This window comes from Dyadobacter pollutisoli (assembly GCF_026625565.1).
Classification (GTDB): Bacteria; Bacteroidota; Bacteroidia; order Cytophagales; family Spirosomataceae; genus Dyadobacter; species Dyadobacter pollutisoli.
In genome coordinates this window covers 971846-983965 of the sequence record NZ_CP112998.1, presented here as the reverse complement: position 1 = coordinate 983965, position 12120 = coordinate 971846, and the positions used below count along the sequence as shown (strand labels likewise).

The following is a 12120-nucleotide window of genomic DNA, read 5'->3' as shown; positions in this document are numbered from 1 at the left end:
TTTGCAATGCGTGGCAATGGCTCAATGAAACACTCCCGTTTTACTGGACAGCCAAATGGATAAAGTTAATTTTAATTAAGATGCTTTTGATTCAAAGAACAAGTCATTAGGGATAAATCCAGTACCGGTGTGTTTGCGTTGACCGTTGTAAAATTCCACATATGTTTTTACTCCTCTATACAGATCCATACCGCCGTTGGGAGGGTTTAAGTATACATATTCTTGTTTGAGCGACCTCCAAAATCGTTCGATGAAAACGTTGTCAAGTGCTCTTCCCTTCCCATCCATTGACACCTTTATGCCACTGCCTAACAATGAGTTAACAAAGTGGGGGCTAGTGAATTGGCTACCTTGATCGGTATTAAATATTTCGGGCCGTCCCTCGGTACGAATAGTATCCAAGAGGATTTCCCGGCACCATTCCATGCTCATTGTGTTCGATATGCTCCATCCGACAATCCTTCGGCTATACACATCGATGATGGCAAACATGTACATAAATCCACGAAACATCGGGATATAGGTGATATCGGCCTGCCAGACATGATTAGGACACTCAATTTTCAAGCCCTTTAACAGATATGGATATTTGTAGTCTGTTGCTTTGGCCTTGCTCAGGTTGCGTTTGGGATAAATCGTGCGCAAATTCATGAGCCTATATAGCCTTCGTATACGCTTTACTCCAACGTGGTAACCTAAGCCACGCAGGTAATCAGTCATGCGTTCCACTCCATAAAATGGACATTCCAGAAACTTTCGGTCTATGGCTTTCATCAGGCGTTGATTTACCAACGATTCTCCCTTTGGCTTAAAATAATAGCTACTCCTCTGTAAACCAATTAGTTTACATTGTGCTGAAACGCTGAGATTGATGTATTCCGGAGAAATAAGTTCGCGTTTTTCCATGGTTGTCATTTCCCCAAGACTTTTTTTAGGAAATCCACCTGGACCTGAAGCTCCCCGATCTTGGCGTACAGTTCCTGCTCCTTAGAGTTCTCTGCCTCATTTATTGCCGGTGCCTCTTTGTCGAAAACCAACTCGGCTTTCTCTAAAAACTCTCGTTTCCAGGCCGCAATCTGCGTTGGATGGATTTGGTACTTAGAAGCTAAGTCCTGGACGGTGCTTACCTCCTTGATGGCTTCTATGGCCACTTTGGCCTTGAAGCTCGCGCTGAATTTTCTACGTTCCCTTTTCATAGTCAACTACTAAATTAGAAATTTTAGTAGCTGTCCAATTATTGGGGAGTATTATACAATTCAAAGAATACTACAAAACCCAATTTATTGCGGACTCATTTTAGTTCGAGCTTATCGCGAATACCCAGAAGAGCTAGTAAAGGGTATTCACAAACCTTTAATAGATGAAATAACATAGTATGAAGTACAAAGTCGTTTCAAACCCAAACGACAAAATGTGCTGATAACGGACGATCTTCCTCTACGAGGTGTTCTGAAATGCCACTGTGGATTACCTCTAACAGGCGTTGCGTCACGAGGAGCAGGAGGAAGTTATTATTATTACTACAAATGCAAAAAAAGTGGCCATACCAACATTTCAGCGATTAAAGCACATAAGCAATTTGAAAAAGTTTTAGAGCTTTTGTCACTACCTCCCAAGATTTCGGAGAAGGTTAAGAAGAAGTCTCGCGAAATGTTTGACGATAAGTTAAAAAACAGTCAGTTGAAGTTAAATCAGCGAAAGTCTGAATTAGGAGAGTCAGAAAAGAAACTAAGAAACATAGAAGAAAAATGGATTAACAACCAAATTGCATTCGAAACATATTCTCATTGGCACAAAAATCTGACAGATCAAATTAGAGCATTGAAGATTCAAATCGATATGTACGGAGATAAGAGCAAAGAACTATCTGAACTTTTTAAAAGCGAACTGGATAAACTTTCGCATTTAAAATTGATATATCTCAAAGCAACTACAATTCAGAAGCACGAGTTAATAAAACTAGTGTTCGATAACCGATTATACTATGAAGAAGGTTCCTATCGAACACATTTTCTTACTGAACTATTACAACACAATACCCTGAAAATAAACAACTTATATAACAATTTTTTTATTAAAAAAGGAGAAAACGATAACGTTTTCTCCTTGGGTGCACCCCGTAGCAGTCCAATATCCTCCTCAACAGAAAGCATGATTACATGCACCTGAGGAAATTCGGCTTTGATTAGTCGGGTTGTCTCAATTCCGTTGAGACCTGGCATCCGTATGTCGCAAATGACAATATCCGCAGGAGTATTTCTTAGAAATTCCGGCAAGAGGCTCCCGTCATTCAACTCACCCACCACATCCACTCCGGCAATCGCCTGCAAAAGCAGCCCCAGACTCTCAGTAAAAATCGGATGATCATCCACCAGAACAAGACGCATTTTTCTTATTGTTAAACGTTACGGGCTGTAACCAATTCAGTATCACCTATGTTCGGGATTGGGCTCGCTTTTTTTGAGCAGCAAAGCGCCAGAAAAGCGAAAGATAATATTGATAGCCCTCCATAATAAATAAGATTAATCCCAGAACAATTTTAAGTATTATTCTTTAATCAAAACCAACCACAAAGGACTTTTGAGGAAAATGTTCTAAAAATCGAAGCAATTTGTTGGACGTTCCAATATGCTAGATGTTTGCTTCCGGGGCAATTGAAACCATCCACGCTAAAACATTTTTTAGAAAGGTGGCGGCCAGTTACGGCCGCCGCGCAGTCTGCAACAAAGAAGTGGGCGCATTTTTGCAAATACTCTCTGTGATCTAAGATCAATCCACAGCAAACAATGCCTGCGGTTAGCTTGGCGATCATTCTTCCGTCAATGGGTAATCGCAAGTTATTACTTGCCGCAGATTCACTGCATCCGAAAAGAATCCCGAAAAGTAATGAAAGAGACTACTCGACGAATTTAAGGTGAAAGAGAGAAAATGCAGTGGTAGGCATTAAATGGTAATACTGGCTTTACAATTTGCTAACGTGTGGCTCCCATTCCACATACAAGACTTCGTTCGGAATCTATTGAGTTCCCAGCCATCACTTTATTCCATAAAAGAAGCTTCGCAATTCCTCCGCAAAGACATTGGGCACTTCAAGGGCAGCGAAATGTCCGCCTGTTTCCATCTTTTTGAAACTGACCACATTCACGAACCGCTCCGCCCATTCACGGGGAAACTGCGCTTCTCTGGGAAATAAGGCCACACCTGCTGGCAAACTACTTTTTTGCAATGGCTGCGCGCCGCCCCATTGCATCATCGCATCCGCTTTATACATTCTCACCGAGCTTGCTATGGGCCACCTCTTTATGCTCCCGAAACTGCTCGGCAACCAACTTTCTGAAACTTTGGGCTATCTTTTCACCATTGGAAATATTGTTGTTTTTAGATTTCTCATCATCAACACGGTGAAACGAATCGGCCACCATCAGCAGCGCATAGACAATCCCTGAAACAGTCTTTTTCTCTTCTTTCAGCTCTTTGAGTAGATCGAATAATGATGTTACCTTCCTGATTTGTTCCTCCGTCAAGCTGATCACATGCTGACCGCCGTAAAAGAAGAAGGAAAGCGACTGCAAAAAAGCATTGGTTTGTATGTCCCAAAGAGCGCTTCCGTAAAATAGACTGTATCGTGCTCTGCAACGTAGTTACCTCTCCATTGGCAGACCATTCCCCGACCGATTGTAGTAAGACATCCGGCATCTACCCAATAATCGGTGCTGCCAATTTTGAATTTATCGCAATAACATTGATTTCGTGGTGGTCAAAATTTTTGTTTAACATTGTTTCCACCTTAAAAGCAGCAGATTGATTGCTTTTTTGGTATCTTGAAACGATTTCTTAGCACTTTTTATTAATGAATTATAAAAATAGTAGGATTCGTTATGTCGCCATCGATGATAACTTTATAGACTTAACGGCGGTCGCGGAATATTCCAAAGAGTTCAGTTTGTTCGAAAATTGCGGTCTGTTTTCAAACGGGCTGGAGGCTTACGAGGCGATCGGCTACATTAAACCCGATCTGGTTTTTCTCGACATTGAAATGCCGGGGATCAACGGGATTGAGCTTTTACGGAAAATACGGGCCTCTGTGCCCATGGCCGTTTTTATTACTTCCTTTACCGAATTTGCACTGGATGGTTTCGAGCTTTCGGCCCTTGATTATATTCTCAAACCACTCACGCCCGAAAGATTTGCCAAAACCGCGTCAAAAATCCAGGAATTCTGGGATATGAGACAAAAATCGGCCGCTTATGAGGTCATGATCAGCCAGGACCAGTTGACCATAAAGGAAGGCTACAACCAGATCAGAATCTCACAAAATGATATTATTTACCTGGAAGCCATGCAGGATTACACCAAAGTGGTAACGCAAAAAAGAAGTTACCTGACGCTCTCTCCCATCTCCTTTTTTATGGAACGTTTGCCTGCCGATCGTTTTATGCGCGTGCACCGCAGCTATGCCGTAGCACTGCGCCAGATCAGAGAACTGCGCCAGTCAGAAATCATATGCAGCGACGCCCGCATCCCGGTAGGCCGTACCTATCGCTCCCAGGTTGCGCTTATCAGGCTCTAACCCCAGTACAAGACCCGCGTATGAAAAAATATCTACTCGTATTCATGTTGTTTGCTTCATTTGCCAGCGCACAGCCCTTGCCGGATTTGTCGGGATATAAAACATCGTCCGAAAAGCTGCAAAGGTTGTCCGAACTTTGCGACTCACTCTATTTTTCGCAGAATATAGAGGGCGAGAAGACGTTTGCACGGTATGGACTGCGTATTACACCACCGGCTGACAATTTTAATCTTGCCCGTTTCAATTTTTTCCTGGGGGTAGTTCACGAAAACACCACCTCCCCGGACAGTTCGGAATTTTACTACAACAGGTCCAAGAAGTATGCTTACGCTTCAAAAAGCCCGAAAAGGATTCGAAATGCGCTGAACAGATTGCTTGTCCTTTATGCAAGTCACCTTGGCAGTACCGCTAGTAGCAAAGCCGTCCTAAAAGAAACACTCGATTTTATTGATTCTACTAAAAGTGATCTTGAAAGGATATCTTTATATGCACCGGTTGCAGCCTATTATAACATACTTGGGCAATACGAAACACAGGTTTCATACCTGCTAAAAGGCATAGAAGAGAAAAAGGCCATGATCGCCACCGGGGCCATTTCCGACCGTGAAGCCGTAGTCGTCGACCTGGTTAACCTGGCCGAGCTCTATCTTGAACAGGATAAAAGCGAAAAAGGGATCCAGTATCTCAAAGAGGCGCGGCCTTACATTGAAAAGACGATCGATTATTTTAACTATTACCACAAAAGAATGGCGGAAGCCTATCTGCTGCAAAGTGCTTACGCTGACTCGAAAGTGTACTTTGACAGTCTGATTTTACTGGCCCGAAAGCACCCCAATGAAGCCTCTGTGCAGGCCAATGTGGTGACTACTGAATTGTCCTACGCGCAGCATTATCTTGACAAAAAACGGCCCGACTTAGCCTATTCATTTGTGCAAAAGGCCAGTTTGATCGACAAAAAATTCCTGGCCGGTATGGACAGGGCTCATTTCGACCTTGTTGCAGGGGAGGTGCTGGTGGAACGTGGCCAATACAGCGAGGCACTCGGGCACCTGGAATCGGCGGGCAAATTCGGATACGAAATCGGGCCTCAGGCTTATGTATCGGTATTACTGGCCTTGTCGCGTTGCTATTCGAAACTGAGCCGGTGGGAGGATGCATACCAGACATTGGAAAAATATGTACCGCTGCGTGATTCTTTATATACGGAATTCTCGAAAAAAAGCATTGCCGACGCGGAAGCCGTGTATCAGAATAAAGCAAAACAGGCCCAGATTGATGAGCAAAGCTCAGAACTTGAATTAGTCAGAAAACAACGGATCTGGCTCGGTAGCGCGGCGTTAATGGGCGTATTGATTACGGTTTTGCTCTTTGTTATTTACCGTAACAAACAAAAATCGGCATCCCGGCTTGACGCTAAGAATAAAGAACTCGGCCGGGTGATCAGCGAATTGGAAGAAGCCAACAAGACCAAAGTCAGGATGTTCAGTATCCTGAGTCACGACCTGAGATCACCCATCAGCCAGGTATACCAGTTTTTGAAATTGCAGCAGCTCAATCCGCAGGTATTTACCGAAATCCAAAAGCAGGAACTTAGTAACAAAATCCAGACCGCTACCGGCTCGCTGCTGGAAACGATGGAGGAACTATTGATGTGGTCAAAAACGCAGATGAGCACATTCAACATCCAAATAAGGCCAGTCGAAGTACTTCCCATCGTGACCGACACATTGAACCTGTTACAGTTGAATGCGGAGGCTAACCATACTGAAATTGAAAATAATATCCCTGCGCATTATATGGTCGATACCGACGAGTACTTTTTGCAGACCATCCTGCGAAATCTGCTCCAAAATGCAATCAAGTCAGCCGGCAAAAACGGAGCAGTAAGGATCGGTGTAAATACGGATCGCCCAGGAAAAGGCCTGTTTATTGAAAATAACGGTGCCGTTTTCACACAAGCCGAATATGAGGCAATCCTCTCCGATAATATGGCCCCAGGGTTGAATGGGTTGGGGTTAAGACTGGTAGATGACCTATCTGTAAAAGTGGGCGCGAAAGTATATTTTTCAGCGGTAGAAAACCACACGAAGGCGATCATCGATTTCCCAGATTAACGTTTGACGATTTCAGCATGCCGTTTATCGATAACTTCTGATGAGCGGCGCATTGTCATTTTATTTTTGGGTAAATCAAAAAACGCGATGACAATGAAAAAATCGATCACAACAATCTTCCGCAACACTGCACTGGCTGGCGCATTATTACTTTTTTGTGCTATTACTTCTTGCGGAAAAAGCGAAGTAACTCCCGATAGCGGGAATACCGAAGCATCGGGCACCTTTAAAATAGACGGCGTGGAATACAAGGGGAAAAGTTCTGTACAGACTTTTTCCAATGGCAATTATTCAATCCTATGCGAACAGGACAGCCCCTACAAGTTTATCCAGATCACATTCCACAGCAAAGCCGAGGCAGAAAAAGGAGGCACATTTAAAGCAGCAGAATACGAAATGAACATTGCTTCGGGAGCAGCCAATATTGGCATCGATGGCAACACTTATGACCCGGACGGGGATTTCAAGATCACGGTTTCAGGTAAAAAAATTACCTTGTCTGCACTCAAATTGAAACAAACCGGTGGGGCCAGCAAAACTGCGAGTATCCAAAGCGCCAGTATCAGTTTTTGACGCCAGTCAGATTCGGTACATATAAAAGGGAAGAGATTTGTATTTCATACAGATATCTTCCCTTTTATATGTTTAAATGCCTCTTAGTGCTCATGCTCACTCCGGCACCAGTTCGTATTCGTTGATGGTGTTCCCCGTTTTTCTGCTTTCATTGGTCCGTTTCAATAGCAGCCTGTCACGGGCCGGCCTTTCGGTAATGTAAAACTCGATGTTACCAGCCGACTCGCTCGGCGGAGGCGATAAGTTTTGGAGAATGAGCCGGTTATTATCGGTGGAAAGTGACCATTGACCGGACAATATGCGACCATCAATGTCTGAAAAACGAACCTGTTCCTGGCTGGTCAGATCCAGGCGAAATCGGGAATAACCTGGCTTGGCGCTACCCGGGTTTGCCTCCGTATATACCAGCATGCCATTTTCTTTTACAGACTTGGCTTTCCAAACCAGTCCGATGTCGGCAGGTTCCACTTTTTTGGGCTGACACGCAGCGACTAGCAGTAATGCAATCAGAAACAGGTTCTTTTTCATCATTTAGAAAATTAATAAAGCAGTACTTTTTGTTTGACCAATGTTTTTTCGCCATCCAAGACGGCAATGTAGACTCCCGCTGGAAGCAGGCTCAGGTCTACGACCATATTTTGCGATAAAGGCATTGTTTTCACAGCAATGCCCCGGGTGTTGAACAATACCAACCGGCCCGAAAGAGAGCGGTTGAGTGCGATGTGAAGGATTTTATCGTGTACATAGATCAGGCCTTGCTGCCAGGCAGGTTCGACAGCGGTAATGATGGCACCCGCAGGTACCTTCACCACCTCGCTGTAAGGAGAAGCACCGGCGCTGTTGGCTGCTTTGATGCGGTAATAGTAATCGTAGACATCCAGAATCTCCCGATCCGGGAACTGTGTAGTAGTGGCTGGCTGGCTACCGACCTGAGCAAAATCCGCATCAGGTTTCCGGGAACGTTCAATGATCACCGTTGTTGCATTGGACGATAATGCAGCCCATTTGAGTACAATAAGGTCAAAATCCACCGGTGTCGCGCTCAGGACTATGGGCTTATCAGGAATCGGCGCTTTGGGCGTGGTCGCATTGGCAATCTCCGAGTAAGCCGAGTTGCCGATCGCATTCGTGGCACGCACGCGGTAATAGTAGGTGGTGAGTTGTTTCAGGCCCTTACTTTCAAATTTGTCCACATTGGCCGCCGTAGTTCCAAGTTTTGAGAAATTGGTACCATCCGTTGAAATTTCGATCTCAAAACCAGTCTCATTGCCCGATACATCCGCCCAGGCAAGGCTGATCTGCTGGTAGGAAACGACCATAGCTGTCAGCGAGCGCGGCCTATTGGGAGCGATGTCCTTTGTAGTAGCGTCGGCAACATTGGTATAGGCCGAAGGGTTCACACTGTTTTTTGCCCTGACCCTGAACCAGTAGCGGGTGGCCGGCGATAAGCCCGTACTTTGGAAGCTGATGCCGTTGGCGCCTGTTTCGCCAATTTTTTCAAACGTAGTACCATTCACAGATCTTTCGATTTCAAATGAAGTCTCGTTGGCAGAATTATCCTTCCAGCTCAGATCGATCTGGCTGCTGGAAATGGTCCTGGCAGCAAGCGTAGAAGGCGCCGTGGGTGGCAGGTCAAAAGTAGTAGCGTCGGCCACGTTGGAATAAGCAGAGTAACCCAATGCATTTTTGGCCTTCAAACGGTACCAATAGCGGGTCAATGTCGCAAGGCCCGTGTTTTGGTAAGAAGTTACGTCGGCTGGCAGGTCGGCGATTTTATTAAAAGCATTCCCGTCCGTGGATCTTTCCAGTTCATAAGCTGTTTCGTTGCCGAATGGCCCGGAGATGTCACTCCAACTGAGGTTGATCTGCGTATTGGAAACGGGCGTGGCGTTCAGGTTCCGGGGTGCGTCAGGGGTCACATCAGGCGTGGTAACGTCGGCTATATTGGAATATTCCGAAAATCCGCCTTCATTTTTGGCCACGAGACGATACCAGTATTTTGTTTTTGGACTAACCTCATTGTCCTGAAATGAAGCAGCATTAGCACCGGCCTGTCCTATTTTGGTAAAACCAGTTCCGTCTTGTGATCTTTCAATATCAAACCCCGTTTCGTTTCCGGCATTATCCGTCCAGGCCAGGTTGACCTGACGTGCATTACCGACCGATGCAGAAAGTCCGCTCGGGGCAGCAGGTTTTGGTTGGGCCAGCGAGACGCACCCCTCATTGGAATACCCGGATTCTCCGCCTGTGTTACGGGCTTTCACCCGGTAACAGTACCGGTTGCCGGGAGTCGTACTTCTATCCAGATAGCTCAGCACCCGGGCGTATGGGACATTTGCAATAAGGCCAAAGCCACCACCGTTTTCAGAACGCTCCAAGAGAAAGCTGGTGCCATCGCTGTTGTTTCCCTGCCATGTCACAGTTAGTCCACGGCCTGAGATGAAAAACACATCCAGATTGCTGGGATTGGCAGGCGGGGCCAGGGGCGTAGTTACTTTCACCTCGTTCAATGTGCCACCGCAGGACTTGTCGCAGCTGGCAATGACCCTGTAAATGTATGTCCTGTTTTCCTGCACGGTTTTGTCCTGATAAGCAAATGTGCTGCCTGGCAAAGTACTGCTGATGGCGACAAAGTTTTGACCGGGACCGTCTTCTTTTCGCTCGACCACATACACTTCGGGTATGCCAGGGAGCCGGTCCCAGGACAGGTTCACTTGCTGATACGATACGACGGTTGCTCTCAGCTGGGCCTGGGCTCGGCCGGTATTGCTGCACAGGCCGGCCAGACAGAAAACGAGCGAGAAAATGAGTGGATGTGATATTTTATTTTTCATTGTCTAGGAAGCCAGAATGTCGCTAAATTTATTTCCAATCAACTTTTACCGGGTCGGTTGCGGTACTTTCACGGCTGTCGGCTTCAACGGCCACTATGCTGTAATAGTAACCGACTCCCGGCGCGGCATCCCTGTCGATGAATGCGTTTTGTGTGCCCATCAGCGAGCTGATCAGCCGGGGTTTTTCAGTTTTTTCGGTGTAGCGGTATACCAGGAATTTTTCGGGTTTCTTCAAAGGGGCATCCCAGCTTACCAGCACACCTTTACTTGTCAGCGTTACGCTCAATGCATGCACCGGCAGCACCGCATCGAGCGGTTTGTAGTATTCGAATTCGGTACTCATCCCGCTTCGTTTGTCATTCAAACCGTACGCGCTGAGGCGGTAGCGGTAGCGGACACCTTGTTTTACGGTGCTGTCCGCGTAATTATTTCGTGCATTGTCCTCTTCTTTCTGCCGGTATAGCTCTTTGAATACCTGTTCACTACCGGCCTTTCTTTCAATAATATACCCCAGAACGTAAGGATCAATGGGCTTCATATTTTCCCAAACCAACAATGCATAGCCGTCCAATGGTACTATTTCGGGATTGATAGGCGTGGCAAGTCGCTGGGGAAACCTGGGTTCTGAATAAAGTACCTTGCTGGCCGGGCCTACATGGTAGCTCGTGTTGACCGGCACAACGGCCCACCGGTAACCGACACCCAAGGCGAGTTTTTTGACCGATACCTGATATTTCAATTCCTTACCCGCCGGAATCATATCGGAGTAGCGCTGCAGCGAATCCGTTTGGCTGGCAGCAAAATAGATATAGTAGCCGTGCGTATCGAAGTCAGCAGCTTGCCAGCGGAAGTTGAGGGAGTCTTTCGAGTCTTTCAACTCGAAATGGGTGGGGGCAACCAGCCCCGGGCGGTTGGCTTTGAGCATTCCCGAAACTTTGACCGACTCGGGTGATGTTGAATAAGTTCCGTTCAGCCTGAGCTGGTAGTAATAGCCCCGCACGGGTTCTACCAAATGGTCCACATAAGCTGTATCGGCCGGTGCGGCGGTGCCGATCTTTTTGAAACCCATATCAAAATTTTCGCTCCGCCAGATTTCAACAGCGCGCAGATCTTTGGTGGTCGACAGCTTCCAGCTCACGGCGATGGCATTTTCTTCTTCCAATGAGCGGGTGTTGATCTGATAAATAATAGGGGTTTGATCCTGCGGACGAAGATTGGCAATGGTGATAGTATCGGAAGCACTGCTCTCGTTACCCAGGAAGTCCCGGAGGCTGACCACATATGAATAAAGCATTTTCTGGCGCACATTCCGATCGGTGACAACCAGGAAGAGCGAATCCTTTTCTCCTTTTCTGAAACCCCATTCAGCCCCGCATTCAGCAAAACCGGTCTGACCAAAAGTAGCCCGGAGCACGCGCGCGCCAGCAATGTAGGGGTTCGGCTTTTTGAGATGGTACTTGATATGAACAACGCGGCCGTCAGCATGGTGTCCTACTGCCAGAATGCTTGTAGCGAGTTTAGAACCGGGAACGGAAACCGTGCCGGGGTTTTGGTAAACTCCCTCGCGCAAGCCCAGCGCCCGGACCCGGTAGTCATACCGATGCCCCTGGGTGACCATGATGTCCAGAAATCCCAGACCCAATGCTTCCAGATACTGCGGGTTTTCACCGTATGCGCCCAGTGAGTCTACATGAGCGGCACTGCGGTAGCGTGTGTATAGCGCCGTCGTGAGTGAATCGTTGGGAATTTCGTACAATGGATTTTTTCCGGCCAGCAACGTCAAGCGCGCTATGAGATCAGCAGCGCTGGTAGGCCCTTTGTCTGTGGTACATACCGGCTGCCAGTCGGGCCTTGCAGTCGTTTTACCCGTTTCGAGCCGCTCGACTACGTACTGCGGACCGTGTAGCAGCTTATCGATCTGGATGAAAACACCGTTCGGGCCCGCGACCGTCGAGGGCTTTTGTGCCAGCAATGTCGCAGAACAGAAGCAAATCAGGATCAGCGCTTTATATAATAGATTTTTCATATC

At 46.6% G+C, this 12120-nt stretch carries 12 protein-coding genes and 1 pseudogene; 5 read left to right on the top strand and 8 right to left on the bottom strand.

Going from position 1 to position 12120, the window contains the following annotated elements:
• Window positions 1-75: 75 nt before the first annotated feature.
• Both ON006_RS04120 and ON006_RS04115 read right to left on the bottom strand, forming a co-directional pair.
• Window positions 76-906 (bottom strand): IS3 family transposase, encoded by an 831-nt coding sequence (locus ON006_RS04120; RefSeq protein ID WP_267609902.1) that lies wholly within the window; start codon window positions 904-906, stop codon window positions 76-78.
• A gap of 5 nt (window positions 907-911) precedes the next feature.
• Window positions 912-1196 carry a transposase gene (locus tag ON006_RS04115; RefSeq protein ID WP_244825190.1) on the bottom strand — a complete coding sequence of 95 codons (285 nt, stop codon included), beginning with the start codon at window positions 1194-1196 and terminating at the stop codon, window positions 912-914.
• A 13-nt stretch (window positions 1197-1209) separates the two neighbouring features.
• Here ON006_RS04115 and ON006_RS32215 point away from each other — a divergent pair, with 13 nt between their 5' ends.
• On the top strand, window positions 1210-1374 hold the full coding sequence (locus tag ON006_RS32215) for a recombinase family protein (protein ID WP_374761300.1): 165 nt from the start codon (window positions 1210-1212) through the stop codon (window positions 1372-1374).
• Between the two features lie 39 nt (window positions 1375-1413).
• Window positions 1414-2169, top strand: a complete 756-nt coding sequence (locus ON006_RS04110) for a hypothetical protein (RefSeq protein ID WP_244824036.1) — start codon at window positions 1414-1416, stop codon at window positions 2167-2169.
• A gap of 20 nt (window positions 2170-2189) precedes the next feature.
• On the opposite strand, the pseudogene ON006_RS32210 reads toward ON006_RS04110, so the two are convergent.
• The 3 genes and pseudogenes from ON006_RS32210 to ON006_RS04100 all read right to left on the bottom strand — a co-directional run.
• Window positions 2190-2387 (bottom strand): annotated as a pseudogene (locus ON006_RS32210) (response regulator); the annotation flags it as partial.
• Window positions 2388-3034: 647 nt separating this feature from the next.
• Window positions 3035-3271: an alpha/beta fold hydrolase gene (locus ON006_RS04105; protein WP_244824035.1), complete on the bottom strand. Its 237-nt coding sequence runs from the start codon at window positions 3269-3271 to the stop codon at window positions 3035-3037.
• A complete protein-coding gene (locus ON006_RS04100) occupies window positions 3264-3572 on the bottom strand; it encodes a hypothetical protein (RefSeq protein WP_244824034.1) in 309 nt (102 codons plus the stop codon). Before ON006_RS04100 ends, ON006_RS04105 begins: the two co-directional genes overlap by 8 nt.
• Before the next feature lie 278 nt (window positions 3573-3850).
• On the opposite strand from ON006_RS04100, the gene ON006_RS04095 reads away from it, so the two are divergent.
• From ON006_RS04095 to ON006_RS04085, 3 genes are all read left to right on the top strand, one after another.
• Window positions 3851-4570, top strand: coding sequence for a LytR/AlgR family response regulator transcription factor (locus ON006_RS04095; RefSeq protein ID WP_244824033.1), 720 nt, complete (start codon window positions 3851-3853; stop codon window positions 4568-4570).
• 20 nt (window positions 4571-4590) lie between these two features.
• Window positions 4591-6684, top strand: coding sequence for a tetratricopeptide repeat-containing sensor histidine kinase (locus tag ON006_RS04090; RefSeq protein WP_244824032.1), 2094 nt, complete (start codon window positions 4591-4593; stop codon window positions 6682-6684).
• Between the two features lie 93 nt (window positions 6685-6777).
• Window positions 6778-7257, top strand: coding sequence for a hypothetical protein (locus ON006_RS04085; RefSeq protein WP_244824031.1), 480 nt, complete (start codon window positions 6778-6780; stop codon window positions 7255-7257).
• Window positions 7258-7353: 96 nt separating this feature from the next.
• On the opposite strand, the gene ON006_RS04080 is transcribed toward ON006_RS04085, so the two are convergent.
• The 3 genes from ON006_RS04080 to ON006_RS04070 are packed head-to-tail and all read right to left on the bottom strand — an operon-like array spanning window position 7354 to window position 12117.
• Entirely contained in the window at window positions 7354-7788 is a 435-nt protein-coding gene (locus ON006_RS04080) for a hypothetical protein (RefSeq protein WP_244824030.1), read from the bottom strand.
• A gap of 8 nt (window positions 7789-7796) precedes the next feature.
• Complete coding sequence (locus ON006_RS04075) at window positions 7797-10091, bottom strand: fibronectin type III domain-containing protein (protein WP_244824029.1); 2295 nt, start codon at window positions 10089-10091, stop codon at window positions 7797-7799.
• A 28-nt stretch (window positions 10092-10119) separates the two neighbouring features.
• On the bottom strand, window positions 10120-12117 hold the full coding sequence (locus ON006_RS04070) for a fibronectin type III domain-containing protein (RefSeq protein ID WP_244824028.1): 1998 nt from the start codon (window positions 12115-12117) through the stop codon (window positions 10120-10122).
• Between the last annotated feature and the right edge of the window lie 3 nt (window positions 12118-12120).